16 protein-coding genes are annotated in these 16816 nt (G+C 38.1%); 10 read left to right on the forward strand and 6 right to left on the reverse strand.

Annotation, left to right across the window (positions count from 1 at the left end):
- Window positions 1–52 precede the first annotated feature (52 nt).
- The 6 genes from T479_RS18685 (at window position 53) to T479_RS18710 (ending at window position 3425) form a co-directional block, all read left to right on the forward strand.
- A complete protein-coding gene (locus T479_RS18685) occupies window positions 53–466 on the forward strand; it encodes an HIT family protein (protein ID WP_025220510.1) in 414 nt (137 codons plus the stop codon).
- 179 nt (window positions 467–645) lie between these two features.
- Complete coding sequence (locus T479_RS18690; RefSeq protein WP_024362291.1) at window positions 646–1182, forward strand: tryptophan transporter; 537 nt, start codon at window positions 646–648, stop codon at window positions 1180–1182.
- A gap of 207 nt (window positions 1183–1389) precedes the next feature.
- Window positions 1390–1785 carry a YtxH domain-containing protein gene (locus tag T479_RS18695; RefSeq protein WP_025220511.1) on the forward strand — a complete coding sequence of 132 codons (396 nt, stop codon included), beginning with the start codon at window positions 1390–1392 and terminating at the stop codon, window positions 1783–1785.
- 156 nt (window positions 1786–1941) lie between these two features.
- Window positions 1942–2502: an HTH-type transcriptional regulator Hpr gene (locus T479_RS18700; RefSeq protein WP_029747195.1), complete on the forward strand. Its 561-nt coding sequence runs from the start codon at window positions 1942–1944 to the stop codon at window positions 2500–2502.
- 121 nt (window positions 2503–2623) lie between these two features.
- Window positions 2624–3169: a DUF3267 domain-containing protein gene (locus T479_RS18705; protein ID WP_024362294.1), complete on the forward strand. Its 546-nt coding sequence runs from the start codon at window positions 2624–2626 to the stop codon at window positions 3167–3169.
- 70 nt (window positions 3170–3239) lie between these two features.
- Window positions 3240–3425 carry a hypothetical protein gene (locus tag T479_RS18710; protein WP_010857338.1) on the forward strand — a complete coding sequence of 62 codons (186 nt, stop codon included), beginning with the start codon at window positions 3240–3242 and terminating at the stop codon, window positions 3423–3425.
- A gap of 181 nt (window positions 3426–3606) precedes the next feature.
- Here the strand turns inward: T479_RS18710 and T479_RS23380 are convergent, their stop codons facing one another.
- Complete coding sequence (locus tag T479_RS23380; protein ID WP_080647610.1) at window positions 3607–3714, reverse strand: YjcZ family sporulation protein; 108 nt, start codon at window positions 3712–3714, stop codon at window positions 3607–3609.
- Window positions 3715–3857: 143 nt separating this feature from the next.
- Between T479_RS23380 and T479_RS18715 the strand changes: the two genes are divergently transcribed.
- The gene (locus T479_RS18715) at window positions 3858–4814 is read left to right on the forward strand and encodes a peptidylprolyl isomerase (protein WP_025220512.1); all 957 of its coding nucleotides are present in this window, start codon (window positions 3858–3860) and stop codon (window positions 4812–4814) included.
- Window positions 4815–4883: 69 nt separating this feature from the next.
- Here T479_RS18715 and yhaM read toward each other — a convergent pair whose 3' ends face one another.
- Genes yhaM through T479_RS18730 form a run of 3 tightly spaced genes read right to left on the reverse strand, consistent with a single transcriptional unit; the run spans window position 4884 to window position 9927 of the window.
- Window positions 4884–5819: a 3'-5' exoribonuclease YhaM gene (yhaM, locus tag T479_RS18720; RefSeq protein ID WP_025220513.1), complete on the reverse strand. Its 936-nt coding sequence runs from the start codon at window positions 5817–5819 to the stop codon at window positions 4884–4886.
- Entirely contained in the window at window positions 5816–8716 is a 2901-nt protein-coding gene (locus T479_RS18725) for an AAA family ATPase (RefSeq protein ID WP_249038316.1), read from the reverse strand. The genes yhaM and T479_RS18725 overlap by 4 nt, the downstream gene beginning before the upstream one ends.
- Window positions 8713–9927, reverse strand: a complete 1215-nt coding sequence (locus T479_RS18730; protein WP_025220515.1) for a metallophosphoesterase family protein — start codon at window positions 9925–9927, stop codon at window positions 8713–8715. The genes T479_RS18725 and T479_RS18730 overlap by 4 nt, the downstream gene beginning before the upstream one ends.
- Window positions 9928–10215: 288 nt before the next feature.
- On the opposite strand from T479_RS18730, the gene T479_RS18735 reads away from it, so the two are divergent.
- A complete protein-coding gene (locus T479_RS18735; protein ID WP_024362299.1) occupies window positions 10216–10401 on the forward strand; it encodes a YhzD family protein in 186 nt (61 codons plus the stop codon).
- A 252-nt stretch (window positions 10402–10653) separates the two neighbouring features.
- Here the strand turns inward: T479_RS18735 and T479_RS18740 are convergent, their stop codons facing one another.
- Window positions 10654–11436, reverse strand: coding sequence for an enoyl-CoA hydratase (locus T479_RS18740; protein ID WP_024362300.1), 783 nt, complete (start codon window positions 11434–11436; stop codon window positions 10654–10656).
- A 139-nt stretch (window positions 11437–11575) separates the two neighbouring features.
- On the opposite strand from T479_RS18740, the gene trhO reads away from it, so the two are divergent.
- Window positions 11576–12538: an oxygen-dependent tRNA uridine(34) hydroxylase TrhO gene (gene trhO / locus T479_RS18745; protein ID WP_038509938.1), complete on the forward strand. Its 963-nt coding sequence runs from the start codon at window positions 11576–11578 to the stop codon at window positions 12536–12538.
- Between the two features lie 75 nt (window positions 12539–12613).
- Here trhO and T479_RS18750 read toward each other — a convergent pair whose 3' ends face one another.
- On the reverse strand, window positions 12614–14278 hold the full coding sequence (locus tag T479_RS18750; protein ID WP_025220516.1) for an FAD-binding dehydrogenase: 1665 nt from the start codon (window positions 14276–14278) through the stop codon (window positions 12614–12616).
- A gap of 813 nt (window positions 14279–15091) precedes the next feature.
- Here T479_RS18750 and serA point away from each other — a divergent pair.
- Window positions 15092–16699, forward strand: coding sequence for a phosphoglycerate dehydrogenase (serA, locus tag T479_RS18755; RefSeq protein WP_024362303.1), 1608 nt, complete (start codon window positions 15092–15094; stop codon window positions 16697–16699).
- The last annotated feature ends 117 nt before the right edge of the window (window positions 16700–16816 follow it).

The following is a 16816-nucleotide window of genomic DNA, read 5'->3' on the forward strand; positions in this document are numbered from 1 at the left end:
GTTATGAGTATGATAGAATAAACTTACATATTAAATAAGGGGGATTTTACGAATGAGCGATTGCCTATTTTGCAAAATCATTGATGGAACAATTCCAAGCACAAAAGTATATGAAGATGAACATGTCTATGCATTCACGGACATCGCACCTGTTGCAAAAGGTCATACTTTATTAATACCTAAACAGCACTGCCAAGACCTATTTGAAATGCCTGAAGATGTAGCGCGTAATTTATATGCGGTCGCACCTAAGCTAGCCAATGCCATTAAAGCAGCATTTAACCCAATTGGCATGAATACCATTAATAACAATGGTGCAGCAGCTGGACAAACTGTTTTCCACTACCACTTACATTTTATTCCGCGTTATGACGAAAAAGAAGGCTTAGGCTTAATTTGGCAAACACAAAAATATACGCCAGAGCAATTGACAGAAGTAGCCGACAACATTAAAGCGAATCTTTAGTGCATTCTTTGGTGCCAGGCACGCAAACAATTTGCATACATGAATGCTGGTTACAATTGGACATGGAACGCTATTGTCAAACGAACAATTTTAGCGTACAATCACTAATAAGTTTCGCTAACGGTCAAGAGGACACGTTAGGAAACAACTAGATTAGCATAGTTGAGGAGAGATTAGAAATGAATACAAAAAATTTAGTGTTAATGGCACTCTTAGTTGGTGTCGGTGCTGCCCTTTATGTGGTCACACCAGGTATGGTTAATGGCATGAAACCTGACTTCATGTTAACAATGATGTTTATCGGTATTTTATTGTTCCCTACAATAAAAGAAACGTTTTTACTTTCCTTGTCAACAGGGGTACTATCCGGTTTGTTTACAACTTTCCCAGCAGGCTTTATCCCAAATATTATTGATAAAGCAGTTACTGGATTTGCGTTTTTAGCAATACTGGTCGTGCTGAAAAAAGTCGTGAGTCATTTTGCTGTATCAGCTATTTTAGTTGGGTTAGGTACCATTTTATCAGGTACAGTCTTTTTATCCGTTGCCCTCTTTGTGTTTAACGCAAACGTTGGCGCAACATTCACAATGTTATTTGTTGGTGTTGTCATACCAGCTGTTGCATTTAACGTTGTAGCCTTTGTGATTATCTATCCAATCGTTGCAAAATTAGTGAAACGCTCTAAATTCAACACGGCAATTTCACAAGCTCTATAACAGCAGCAGATAGTTCTTGTTGCTACACTTTTTAAAAGAACAATGAAGACAGGTCCGAACGTAAGACGTTTTAAGGCTAAATATAAGGGAAGAAGCTAAACTGTGAAGCAAAATCACTCGTTTAGCTTCTTTTTTCTTTTTGATTCTATAGATTTCATGGTTTAATAGAGGGAAAGATAACAAATATAGAAATGAGGGTACTTAATTATGAAAGCAAGACCATTTTTACTTGGATTAACAACAGGCATTATTGGTGGGGCAATTGCGGTCCTTTTTTCAACACCTCAATCAGGCCAACAATTACGCACTACTTTACTGTCCAACACAGATAGTGCAAAAGAAAAGCTTCAAGATGTAAAATATCAAGTTAACAACGTGAAACAATCCGTTAGCACATTAACAAATGAAGCGAAAAATAATATACCACAAATAATAAATGCTCTAAAACAGTCGATTACTACTTTCTCACAAGAAATCGAACCGACAAAGAATAATTTACAACAAGAAATAGAAGCATTACAGAATTCAATTAACGAAATCGAGAAAAACATTGCACAATTTACTGACAAAAAGAAAAAACCACAAGAAAAAGTACAGGTATAAAGTTTCATAAACCGAAATAAAATCACGTTTTTTTACCAAAAATAATCATCAAAATATTATTTTTTAACCACTTTTCAATTTTTTAATTTTTCTAACTTTAAACTTTTTTTCTTTATTGCTATAATAATTTTAAAACGTTAAAGAAAGCAGCAGGTGATGGCTTTGTCAGAGGAATTATACACGCAAAAAGAAGCGATGCTTTACAGTCAAAGAATTGCACAGTTATCAAAGGCCTTATGGAAAGCAGTTGAAAAAGATTGGCAGCAGTGGATTAAACCTTATGATCTAAACATTAACGAGCACCATATACTGTGGATTTCCTATCATTTAAAAGGGGCTTCCATTTCAGATGTAGCAAAATTTGGCGTAATGCATGTTTCAACCGCTTTTAACTTCTCTAAAAAACTAGAAGAACGTGGATTACTAAAGTTTTCGAAACGTGATGATGACAAACGTAATACTTATGTAGAGCTCACTGAAACAGGGACAGACCTTATTATTGAAATGAATAGCAATTATCATAACACATATCATTCTGTACTTGAGGGCTCGTTAGCGTTAAAAGACTTATATGGTCGCTTCCCGGAATTTTTAGATGTGATGGCTGTTATTCGTAATATTTATGGTGAAGACTTTATCGATATTTTTGAACGCTCATTTCAACACTTCCGTGATTCCTTTGACACGTTAGAAGAACGTTCAACTGTAAAAGGATAAATGTATGTTAAAAAGGAGGCGTTTCAGAAACATTTCTGAAATACCTCCTTTCTCTTGCATTCTGTTAGAAATCAATTTACATTAAATAGGACCCTTCCCTATTATGGAGTTGATATTAAACATGCATTGCTGGAAAATTTTAAACCTCGAACATCATTATGGCACGACACGTATCATCATGATGGCTGTAATCGTCTTTCTATCTGTCTTTTCAGTGTCCTATGTGACATTTAATTTATTCAATGATGAGTACTATACTGACCATTTATTCTGGCTATTCGTGGTTGCTGTACTTGCTCTTTACCCTATCCATAAATATATTCACTTTCTCGCATTATTTGACTTACGCCAGCATCTCAAATTACGGATCCGTACCCAATTTTATGTTATTCCTGTACTACACATGCGTATTCGAGAGCCCTTATCAAAAACTAGATATATTTTTGCATTGCTTGCACCCTTTATTGTGTTAAATACAAGTATCGTTATCGGTACATGGCTATTACCTGCCTATACACATTACGGAACATTACTTTTAGCGTATCATTGCAGTTTATGTTTAATTGATATTCTTTACGTGAAATATTTATTAAATTCACCTAAAGATGCCCAAATCGAAGAAACACCGAAGGGCTATGAAATTTTAGTACCACCTACGATTCATTGATTCGCTTGTACTTGTGTTTTATTGAAGTTTTTTGATATGCTAATAATACTGAAAGAGGGGAGGAATAGACTTGCTATTAATGATTGTAGTTCTATTCTCGGTATTCTATTTATTTCAAATTAACCGCATGACATACGCATTGTGCATGCGACGTGAAATTCCCGAAGAAAACCAACCAAAGATATTCCGAACTATCAATATACTTATTACAATTTTACTTGTATCATTTTATGTTGAAATTTTATTTGCAGTCTAATGAAGCCGCATCCGCGCCCGTCCGCACGCGGGTCTTTATTTTTAAAACATTGAAACAGCTATTGGTTTTAAGTGATGCCAAAATTCTTTTGGCCTCGACCCAAGCGTGCGGTGCGAATGCCTAGATATTGCTAAGAAAAGCTAAGGAAAAACATATCCTTAGCTTTTCGGCTTTTTATTAATTAGTATAGGAACGCTGCACCAACAATAATTAATAAAATAAATAACACAACTAATAAAGCAAAGCCTGAGCCGTAGCCACCGCCACCACCGTATCCTCCGTTGCTCATAACTTCACCCCCTTTCTTTTCTATATCCTATGCGCTTTGAAATTTGAAATTTAGGCTATACTCAAGGGGGAACCATTTTGTTTTTAAAACGTTTATGTTATAGTAAAAAATGGACGAAACGAAAGTAAGGAGAGAATATCCATATGAAAAAGACTGTATTATCTTTAACATTAGCAGCCTCAATTTTAGCTCTTGGTGCTTGTAGTGGAGCTGATAAAGCGTTAGTTACATCTAAAGTAGGCGATATTTCAGTATCTGATTTTAACGACAAAGCAAAGACTTTAACAGGCTCTTATGTATTACAACAGATGGTGACAGAAAAAGTATTAGCCGACAAATATGAAGTGACTGATAAAGAAATTAAAGAACAATACGACGCAACGAAATCACAATTTGGTGATAGCTTTGCACAAGCGCTTGCTGAGAACGGCTTAACGGAACAAGGCTTTAAAGATTCTTTACGTGTACAACTGCTTCAAGAAAAAGCTTTAAAAGACAAAGCAATTAAAGAAGAAGACGTAAAAAAATATTATGAACAAATGAAAACAGAATTAAATGGTCGTCATATTCTTGTAGCAGATGAAAAAACTGCGAAAGAAGCTATTGAGAAAATTAAAGGTGGGGCATCTTTTGCTGATGTTGCAAAAGAATACTCAACTGATACTGGTTCTGCAGCAAAAGGCGGCGAGCTAGGTTGGTTTACTGTTGGCTCTATGGTAGATGAGTTCAACGACGCTGCTTATGCACTTCCATTAAATACATTAAGTGAACCAGTTAAATCAAGCTACGGCTATCACGTAATTGAAATTACGGAAAAACGCGATGTAAAAGGTGTTGGCTCATTTAAAGACGAAGAAGATAAAATTCGTACAACAATGATTAACAAATTAACACAATCTGGTGAAGCTCAAACATTGCTAAAAGACATTGTTGCAAAAATGGCAAAAGATGCAGACTTTAAAACTTCTGATAAAGAATTAAAAGATGCATTACAATCATTTACAACAACATCTGAAGAACAAGCAAAAGCGGCTGAAGAAGCAGCTAAAAAAGCTGAAGAAAAAAGCAAAGACGAATCTACAGATAAAGAATCTAAATAATCGTGGCTTGTCGATAGAAAAAAGGGTTACGCTGATAAAGCGTAACCCTTTTTATTTCCTTTTTGTTTACTAAATACTTGGCTTGTAAAACGAACGATTATCGAGTGGGAATAGTCGCTCTGTAAATTCTCCAGGAGCCGTTTTACCCAATGCTCGCGTAAGCATATTCATTTTTGCATCAATATTATCAATATAATGTAAGATTTCCGCTTCTTGAATCATCGGTTTTTTCGGACTGCCCCATTCTTCTTTCCCGTGATGTGAAAGTACTAAATGTTGTAAAAGCATCACTTCTTCGCCTTCGATTTCAAGCTCACTTGCGATTTTAGCTATTTCATTGACCATAATGGTAATATGACCAAGTAAATTCCCTTCCACTGTGTACATTGTTGCCACAGGTCCAGATAATTCAACAACTTTACCTATATCGTGTAAAATAATGCCCGCGTATAACAAATCACGATTTAACGTTGGATACAAATCAGCAATTGCTCTTCCTAGTCTCAGCATCGATACCATATGATCCAGCAAGCCAGAAGCATAATCATGATGGTTTTTTGTTGCTGCTGGATATACTAAAATAGCATCCTGGTGCTTTTTAATAGCTGCACGTGTAATACGAGAAATATTCGGATTTTTAATATCGAAGAAAAATTGCGTTAATTCTTCGTAAAGCTGTTCTTTTGGAGTAGCTGCAGAAGGAACTAAATCATTTACTGCAATTCCCTCCTCTGGTTTTGCCACACGAATCGTTTTAATACGTAATTGATTTTTCCCGCGATAGTCGTGAATTTCTCCACCTACATGGACAATCGCCTCTGCATGATACATTTTTTCATGCTCTTCGTTTGTGTCCCATAGTTTCGCCTCAATATCTCCACTTTTATCTTGTAGTAATAGTGACATAAATGGCTTACCTACAGTGGTAACCCCTTTTGTCGACTGTTTAATTAATAAAAATTGATCAACTGATTCTCCTACTTGGAGCGTCGTAATACCTTTCATGTGGACGTCACTCCCCTTTCATTTGCTAGTGCTCCTAGATCGACAATTTGTTCTTTTTGCCAAAGTTCGAGCATCCCTTCATGGCAAGTAAAATATAAAATTTGACGTTCATATCCTACTTCTTTCATTAATTGTACCATTTTGTTTGTACGGTTTCGATCAAAATGGACAAAAGGATCATCCATAATAAACGGGAATGGTGCTGAAGTTGCAAGGGTTTTCGCAAGTGCCATTCGCAGAGAAATATAAGCTTGCTCCTTTGTGGCTTGTGATAATTCTGCCACATGATAGCGTAATCCAGAAACAGCTTGTGCTTCGAAATAGCCTTCTTCATGAATAAAGAGCTTATCGTAACGACCAGCTGTTAAGGAGTGGAAAATAGCATTTACTTGCGTAAGGACATGTGGCAATTTCTCCTCACGTAGGCGGAATAATGTTTCATGAATTGCGGTTGCCAACATTTTTTTACTAGCCCATTGTTCTATCAGTTGTTGCAATAGTGCTTTTTCTTGCTCAAATTGTTGCAGCAATAGTCCATATTTTTCGTCGTTGAGCAATTGTTCTTTTTCAATCTGCAATGTAGCTCGCTCTTCTAGACATTGATCAATTGACACTTGAAGGGCATTGCGCTCTTCTTCTACAGCTTGTATTTTTTCATGAAGTTGTGCCCCATTTAGCAAACGCTCTTGCTGCTGTATTTCTAAAGAAGCCAACTGATTTTGAATTGTTTGTAATTGTGCCTGTAGCTTTTGTTGCTGCTGAAAGTGCTCAAACATCTCATAAAAAGCGTGTTCTGAATTGACGTTTGCGCTAGTAAATAACTGTGCGATTTGTGATTCATAGTTTTGCAAAAGTGATTGTACCTCTTGCTTTTTTGATAGTAGCTGGGCAACTTGTTCTGTTGTTTGCAACATTTGTTGTTGTGCCTGCTGAATCGCTAAATAGCTAGCACGCAGATGCATAAAAATTTCCTGCTCACTATATTCATTTTTTAAAACTTGCTGTACCGCTTCATAAAGCTCGTTTTTTTCATTTTGTATCGCATGCAAAAGCTTGAATGTGCTCCTTTGCTTTACGTCCATTTCCTGTACAGTGCGAATGCGCATAAACAACTCCGGCAATAAAGTCCTTGGCACATTTCCTTCTAAACGAAAACGCCGCAAAAAGTTTTCCAGCATTTGATTTGCTTCAGCGCTTGTTTGTTCAGCTTGTTGAATTTTATGTTCGAGCTGTGCATATTGGCGTTCTTTGTCGCGCTGTTGTTCATTAGCTACTATCCACCGATCTTCAAGACGCTGTTTTTTCGCAAGCAACTGTTGAACTAAGTGTTCTTCTTGCTCTAGTTCTTTTAATAAGTGGCTATTACGCTCCAGCGGCTCTTCTTCCACTTGTTTAACATGTTTTAAAAACAATAAGAATAATAACCCTAAGATGGCTCCAATCACAATGACCGCCCAATTCTTTTCAACAACACCATAAACAACTGCCACAATACTTAAAGCTAACACGAGATAGATAAAAAGTATCGGTTGCTTCGGTTTCGAGCGTTGTAACGGAACATGTCGTAATTGTTCCAAGCGCCTTTTTTTCTGGGGCCACTGTGCTAAAATATGTTCTTCCTCAGCAGTTAATGCCTCCTGTTGAAGCTGCTTTTTCTGTCTAGTAATGCTATCTAATTCCTCATGTATTTGCTCCAATGATTGTAAATAAAACTTTAACTCTTCTTCTGTTGTACTTAATACGGTCAAGTGTCGTTGAAATTGTTCCTCTTGTTGTAAAGATACAGTTCCCTCAAGAAGTATTGCTTGCGCTTCATTTTCTTGCACACCTAATAAACGAAACTGGGCTTCGATGTCTTGCTGTAAGACAAATAGCTCGTCCTTTAAGTTCTGTTCTTTAACAACAAGCTGATTCCACGTTGCTTCTTTATGCGTCAGCCTTGTCATTTCTTCAATGGTCTGTTCATCCGCAGTCAATTGTAGCTTACTTTGTAGAGCTTGATATTGGTCCTCTAGTTGCGTCAGTTGCAACGTTTCATGCGTTAATCGATCTTTTAACTGTTCATAGCGTCTAATCCCTTCTGGAGGGAATTGAACAGGTGCATTGCTATTCAGTGACTGCTGTAGCTTATCTTGCTGTTCAATAAGTGGCAGCGCTTGTTTCATGATAGTAAGTTGTTGCCATTCATGTTGCAATGTTTTTTGCTGGTTGTATAATTCCTTTAACTGGTGTTCGAGATGCTGTAATTTGAGCGACTTAGCTTCAAAGGTCTGAATGGTCGCCTGTTCTTTTTTAATCGTCTTTTCAAGCTGCTTTAAATGTTCAATCTTTTGATTAATAAGTGGTAGCTTCCCAGATTTTTTAAAAAGTTCGCCAGCATCTTTGTCTAATTTCTTTTCAAGTGCAGATAGTTGGTGAATACCGGTCGTTCCCGATGCGAGCAATAAATGCGTCAGTTCATCCTCCGACATTTTTTCGATGCCTTGTAGTTCATGAATGGAAAATGAAAAAATAGCTTCGAATGATGCGCGTGAATAGCCATACAAAAGCTTCGCTAACAGTTCCTCATGCCCCTTTGTACCATCTTCTGTATAAACTGTGACATCGCCAGTTGCCTTTCCTTTTACACGTTCAATTGTACACTGACCATATATTGGGTGTTGAATGGTCAACTGACCGCCAAATTTCGGTGATGTCTTCGGCTCATATTTCCGCTGGCTTTGCTGCTTTGTTGGAAAACCAAAAAGCATCTGCAATATAAATTGTTGGATTGTCGTTTTCCCAGCTTCATTCATACCGTAAAAAATGGTCACACCATCTTGGAGGGAAATGGTGATATTTTCATGTTTACCAAAGCCGTAAATGTGGATTTTCTGTATCGTCAACAAAGTTCTCACACCCTTTGAATTTCATCCGCTAATAACGCCTGCGCCTCAAGCTTCAAATGCTCAATTTCTCGTTCCGTTAAAGGTTCAACAAATCTCGCACCACTCGCATGTTGGTACAAATCCTTTAAAATATCCTTCCACTCCGTAATGTCCCATTGATCCATAACGCTTATGACCGATTCTGTTATAGCTGTCGATTCAGAAGAAGCTATACTTTTGTGGATAAATAGTTTTTGCACCCACCCCATCGGTTCAATGCCATCCTCTGCTTCCCGAATAGTTTCTAGCCATTCATCTATCGTGGCATGTTCAAATAATGTTTCAGCTTCATCATCTATATGGTGCAAGTGCAAGTCAATAACTGATGCACCATATTCCATGCGATTGTTGGCGATAGCCTCCTCGCATTTTTGCAGTAACTCGTTAGCATGCATTACATTTGTACAATCCACTTCCACGACGTTATAAACAACAGCAGAAGTTGGTACAAATGTTAAATTAGCTGTGGTTTGTGACAAGGTTACATCGTAAAATCCTTTTACACCTTGTTCATTACGATGGCGGCTTTGAATATTGCCTGGATAAACAATAGGTGGTTCTTTGTGTAATAACTGTCGTTTATGAATATGGCCAAGCGCCCAATAATGATATCCTTTTGCAAGAAGTTGTTCTTTTTTAAATGGTGCATAAACCGCGTGCGTTGAATCACTGGCTTCACTGCCATGCAACATACCTATATGGATTGCATGCTGATCCTGCGCCACTGGATAATGATGGATCATCGCTTCTTTTACATGACGCTGACCATAGCTGAAGCCATAAATATTGACCTGCTGACCACGAATTTTTAATTGCACAACACTCGTATCTGCTGGTAACTCGTAGACATTGCTTGGCAAGGCAAAGCGGGTCCAAGAACCATGTAAATGATCGTGATTGCCATAGCTGACAATAACGGGGATGTTATGCTCAAAAAGTGTTTCCATTGCTGTTTGAAAACGTCTTTGTGCCTGTAAGCTACGATTTTCTCCATCATAAATATCCCCAACAATCAGCAAGAAATCTGGTCTTTCTTCGATTGCCATATGAATAATTTTATCAAATGCTTCAAAGGTACTTGCTCTAATTTTCTTAAGATTACTGTCAGGTAATCCAAATAAGCCTTTAAAAGGACTATCTAAATGTAAATCTGCCATATGGAAAAAACGAATTGCGGACATCTAATCACCTCTATAAATAAATTGAATCTCATCATTAAGTCTAGATTTTAATTTTTTTGTAGATTTGTGCCTATCTACAGAAAGGATGAATCAAAAGCGAATATTTGTTCTATTTTATCATACTTCCTACAATATGAGAAACGAATTCATGTAACAGCTCTTCTTAAGGTTGTACTAAATTTTCCACAATTTTCGTAAATTATCGAAATATTCGCTAGATATACCGTGAAGTTTATATTTCTTCTATGTATAATAGAGATATAATTTAGTAAAGGGTGGGGTTTGTGTATGAATAATTATCGTTTTACAGCTTTTGAGAAAACTGGTGAAACTTTGTATGATGAAACTTGGACATTTGAAAACGATGAAGCTGCAAAAGTAAACGGTCAACAGCAAATCGAAGAAAAGGGAGTTGCGGAAAAAACACATCGCCTTGTTAACTCTTCTGGAAAATTAATATTATTCCATGTTTAAATGATGACGCATGTCACATTGTAATTAGCTATATCTTTGAAAATAGGTAAGCCCCGCCACTTCGCTTTTTGTGGTCGAGCATCGAGCATTCTCTTTTGCATCATGCATGCAACGGAATCTCGTTGTCTCGCTACAGAAATGTTCGTGGCGGGGCTTACGTTGTATAGTCTATTGTTATCAAAACATCAATCGTACTTTTATCCAGCCTGTTCTTTGCTAAGCTGTGACCTATACCTCAATTCCAGGAATGCCTTATTGTCCTACAAAGACAGGTGTTCTTTTTTCAACAAATGCATGAATGCCTTCTAAATGATCTGCCGTTTTTCGCATAGCTGATTGCCCCTGAGCTTCCATCGCTAAAATGCTCTCTAATTGAGGCATATTTTGACTATGCAAAATTCTTTTTGTCATAATCATTGACGCAATTGGTGATGCAAGCATCTTTCCTACTAACTGATCAGCCACTGCAAAAACCGACCCTTCAGGTGCAACATAATCAATTAAGCCTACGCTATGTGCTTCCTCGGCTGTTAGCACTTTTCCTTCCCAAATCATTTGTTTTGCCTTTACGGTACCAATTCTTTCCTTCATAAAGAAATGACCCCCACCATCTGGTATTAAGCCAATCCCGATAAAGTTCATTGCCAGCTTGCTATTTTCACAAGCAACGATAATATCTGCACCAAGTGTTAAACTAAATCCTAACCCCGCTGAAGCACCATGAACTGCTGCTATTACAATCATTGGTAGTTGGTAATAAGCCTTAACAATACGAGTTAAATAGCCCATTGCCTCATCAATATTTAATGGCTTATTAGGATCAAGCATTGCTTTAATATCTCCACCCGCAGAAAAAACTTTACCTTCCCCGCGAATAACTAATACCTGTATTTCCTGTTCTTGCTGTAATGCTTCAAAGCACTCCGCTAATTCACGCATCATCACATCATCCATTGCATTCATAGCTTGTGGTCGATTGAGTGTTAATGTTGCACGACGCTCTAATTTTTCTAATGTAATTGTTGAAAATTCCATGTCCCACACCCCCAAATATGAATAGTCATTCACTATGTACTATTCGTCTTTTTTTGGAAAACTCCTTCTGTTCTACGCAAAATAGCTGTTGTTATGCTATATTTAATGTCGAATAATGAAATTAAAGGTGGGTATTTTTGTGACACAAAAGGACTTTCGTGTATTACTTTATTATAAATATGTTGCTATCGAGGATCCTGTAGCATTTGCAGCAGAGCATTTAGCATTCTGTAAAGAACTTGGTTTACTCGGTCGTATTTTAGTAGGATTAGAGGGCATTAACGGGACAGTATCTGGTACGGTTGAGCAAACCGAACGCTATATGAATCATATGAAGGCAGATCCTCGTTTTAAAGATATTATGTGGAAAATCGATGAAGCAGAAGGACATACCTTTAAAAAAATGCATGTACGTCCTCGTAAAGAGATTGTCCACCTAGGGCTAGAACAGGATATTAACCCATTAGAAATAACGGGCGATTATTTAACACCTAAGGAATTTATGACGCGTATGCAGAAAGATAATACCGTTATTATCGATGCCCGAAATGATTATGAATTTGATTTAGGACATTTCCGTCATGCTGTGCGTCCAGATATTGAAAACTTCCGTGATCTTCCTGCTTGGATGGAGGAACATAAAGAGGATTTTGCTGGTAAAGATATTTTAACTTATTGCACAGGCGGCATTCGCTGTGAAAAGTTCTCTGGTTGGTTAAAGCGTGAGGGCTATGGTGAAAGTGTCGGTCAATTACATGGCGGCATTGCCACGTATGCTAAAGACCCTGACGTTCAGGGACAATTATGGGATGGACAGATGTTTGTTTTTGACCGCCGTCGCAGTGTGCCGATTAATCAAGTAGAGCATGTGATTGTTGGCAAAGACTATTTTACCGGAGAGCCAACAGAGCGTTATACAAATTGCGCGAATCCGGAATGTCATAAATTAATGCTATGCGAGGAAAAGCATGAGGCATTTTATATGCGCAGCTGTTCAGATGATTGCCGACGCGCAAAACGGAATTTCTTTGTTGAAGAAAATGGCTGGACAAAAGAGCAAGTGGAAGAACAAATCGCAATAATTGCACAAGTTCAACGTTAAATTGTTTGAGTGACTGGCACTGCGGGCACGTTGTAAGCCGCAAGCGGCTTACATTTCGTGCTTCCCGCAGATACCCTAATTGTGTGAGTGACTGGCACGGGCTAAATATCGTCCTACTTGCCGTCCAGTGAATAAACATCCTCCAACAAATGTGCCTTCCAACGCGCGGTATCCGTGTACCCCACCGCCACCGAAACCACTCACTTCTCCAGCTGCAAATAACCCTGGCATTGGTTGACCGTCCATACCAATTACAGCCCCATCTAAATTGGTTTGTAATCCCCCTAATGTTTTACGGGTTAAAATATTTAAGCGCACCGCAATTAATGGCCAATTTTTTGTATCCAACATTTTATGAGGCTTTGCAACGCGCACGACCTTATCACCAATATAATTTCTCGCTCCGTAAATGGCATTCACTTGGACATCCTTCGTAAATTTATTATCCATTTCGCGATCTCGTGCTAGAATTTGTTCCTTAATTTTTATAAAATCAAGCAAGTCATTACCTGCAAGCTTATTCATACCATCGACGAGTTGCTTTAAATCGTTCGCAATAACAAAATCCTCACCATGATTTTTGAATGCTTGTATCGGCGCAGGTGGACCAGGCAATATACGTTTCAGCAACTGCGGGATGCTTCTATTTGTTAAATCTGGATTTTGCTCTGAACCCGATAAAGCAAACTCCTTTTCAATAATTTTCTCCGTTAAAATAAACCATGAATAATCATAACCTGTTTTTTGAATAGCCTCTAATGTACTTAATGTATCAAACCCTGGAAAGTTGGGTGTCCCAAAGCGATTTCCCTCGGCATCAAACCACAAGGAGGAAGGGCCTGGTAAAATCCGAATACCGTGATTGGGCCAAATTGGATCCCAATTTTTCAATCCCTCTGTATAATGCCACATACGATCACGATTAACGATACGGCCACCTACATGTTCAGTAATTTCTAGCATTCGGCCGTCTACATACGCTGGTACACCACATACCATATTTTTTGGTGGTGCCCCAAGTCGAGCTGGCCAATTTTTGCGCACTAAGTCAATATTGGCACCAATACCACCACTTGCTACAATAACCGCATCTGCTTCATAGGAAAATGCACCAATGCCAAGACGTGAGCTTTGCTCTCCACGTTGGGCAAAGCTTTCTGCTAAAATTGTGCCACTTATTCCTGTAATTTTGTCGTCTTTTTGTATAAATTCATCGACACGGTGCCTCGGCTTAAAATCTACCAAGCCATCCATAATCGCTTTTTTCACTTTATCGGCAAATGGCTTTACAATCCCTGGGCCTGTTCCCCAGACAATATGAAAACGCGGAACTGAATTACCGTGACCACCTGCTAATGAGCCCCCACGTTCAGCCCAACCAACAACAGGAAAAAACTTTATTCCGAACGATTTAAGCCAAGCGTATTTTTCTCCGGCAGCAAAATCTACATACGCTCGTGCCCATTTGTAAGCCCATGCATCCTCATCTTGCAATCGGTCAAAACCAGCAGTCCCTAGCCAATCCTGCCATGCAAGCTCTTTACTATCCTTAATGCCAAGCCTCTTTTGCTCTGGTGAATTTACTAAAAAGATGCCACCAAAAGACCAAAATGCCTGTCCCCCCATCGAATTTTCAGGCTCCTGATCCACTAACAGTACACGCTTCTTCGCACCTATTAATTCACAGGCGGCAACAAGTCCAGCCAGTCCAGCACCAACAATCGCTACATCGTATTTCATACCCACACCCCCTAAAATCTAAATCCAGCTTTCTTTACATACATTCTTCTCTTGTTGTTGCTTTACCTTCTAACTTATTATTACTTTGCAAAAAATGTTTCAGCACAAAATTGTTCGCCTTCCGCATCAAAATAAAGAAAGTTTATTGGAAATAATCTATTATATTCCAATAATTATTTATTGTTTTTTTATCATTTCATTCTCTAGAAATCCCCCATGTCACCTGTCTTGACAGATTCGTTAGCGCTTACATTGTCCTCCGCAAAAAGACGAACGTTATTAAATTAAAAAGTTAATATAGTTCGTTTTTAGGCATTTTTCAGACTTTTGAAGTGAGGAATTTTAATCTTTTTTCGATTTATTGTTGACAAAGGTGAACAATAAGGATTATGATGTTATCAAATTTAATCACACAAAAATATAACGACGGAGACACGCTAGTCGAAAGAAAATCCAAAGAGAGCTGATGGTTGGTGTAAATCAGTGATTTCTACGATATAGTTCCACTCCCGAATAGATAAGCCGAAACTGTCAAAGTAAGCCTATCCGTCACATGCACGTTACGCATATAGCTAAGACTGCAACGGAATCCTTTCGTTCAGTGATTAAGGGTGGTACCGCGAACCTATATTTATTCAGCCTTTCGCCCCTTACGACACAATACCTGTGTTTGTAAGGCGTGGAGGGCTTTTATATTGTTTCGAATAAAGAAAGGAGATTGTTTGCATGCTGTAAGATGCCGCAATATTACAAAATCCGGACTGTCACATAGAGACACCACTAATAATTTTATTTAAAAGGAGCTAATTACAAATGACAACTGCAACAAAAACTATTAACGTATTTATCGCTGACCCACTAAGTGAAGATGGTATTTTCCCACTACGCCAAGAAAAAGATTTAAACTTAAACGTTATTATTGATACTGGGCTAGCACCAGAGGAGTTAATTGCAAAAATCGCTGATATTGACGTATTACTTGTGCGTTCTCAAACTACTGTGACACGTGAAGTAATCGAAGCTGCAAAAAATTTAAAATTAATTGGACGTGCTGGTGTAGGTGTTGACAACATTGACCTAGCTGCTGCAACAGAGCATGGTATTATCGTAGTCAATGCTCCAGATGGTAACACAAACTCTGCAGCTGAACATACAATCGCCATGATGACTTCTCTTGCTCGTCACATTCCACAAGCTTTCAACACACTGAAAAACGGTAAATGGGACCGTAAATCATATGTTGGGGTTGAGCTTAAAAATAAAACATTAGGTGTTGTTGGCTTCGGTCGTATCGGTGTAGAAGTAGCTTACCGTGCAAAAGGGCAACGTATGAATATTATGGCGTATGATCCATTCTTAACTGATGAACGTGCAAATGAATTAGGTGTAACAAAATCTACTGTAGAAGAAATTTGTGCTGCTGCTGATTTCATTACAGTACACACACCATTACTTCCTGAAACACGTAACCTTATTAACAAAGAAAAATTCGCTATGATGAAAGATGGCGTACGTATCATTAACTGTGCACGTGGTGGTATCATCAATGAAGACGATTTATATGATGCGATTGTAGAAGGCAAAGTAGCAGGTGCAGCACTAGACGTATTCGTTTCTGAACCAGCGACTGATCATAAATTACTAACTTTACCACAAGTGATTGCAACACCTCACTTAGGTGCATCTACAATTGAGGCGCAAGAATCTGTAGCCGTTGACGTTTCTAATGACATTATTAAATTCTACAAAACAGGTACAGTAACAAACCCAGTTAATATGCCTTCAATTCCAAAAGAACTTCTTGCACAAGTAGAACCTTTCTTTGAATTAGCTGAAAAACTTGGTTCATTCTTATCACAAGTTACAGTAGAGCCTGTAAAAGAGATTAACTTATCTTATGCTGGTGAAGTAGCAAATTACGACGTACGTCCTTTAACTTCTAATGCATTAAAAGGATTACTAGCTAAAAACCACGGCAACCATGTCAATGACGTTAATGCTCGCTACTTATCTGAACGTATCGGCATGAAAATTAACGAACATAAAACAACTACTGCTAAAGGCTTCACAAGCTTAATTACGATTGAAGTAAAAACAGCAAATGAAACACATACAGTAGCTGGTACATTACTAAATGGCCTTGGCGCACGTATTGTAAAAGTAGAAAACTATGTAGTAGACGTTGTACCAGAAGGACACCTTCTTTACATTAAAAACACAGATAAACCAGGTGCAATTGGACGTGTGGCAACGAAACTAGCTGAAAAAGACATCAACATCGCTACGATGCAAGTGGGACGCGCTGAAGTTGGCGGAACAGCTGTTATGATGCTAACGATCGATAATGTAGTGACAGAAGAAGATTTAAAATTCGTTGCACAACTTGAAAACATCGACGAAGTAAAAGCAATTGACCTTTAATCATTAACATACGCAAGCAGAGAGTGATTACTCTCTGCTTTTTCTTATGCCCGAAAAAGGGGTTTATTTTGCGAATAGGTTTGGACAAAAAGAAAAAGGGGCTGGGACATAACTAAA

It is taken from the genome of Lysinibacillus sphaericus (genome assembly GCF_000600105.1).
Classification (GTDB): domain Bacteria; phylum Bacillota; class Bacilli; order Bacillales_A; family Planococcaceae; genus Lysinibacillus; species Lysinibacillus sphaericus.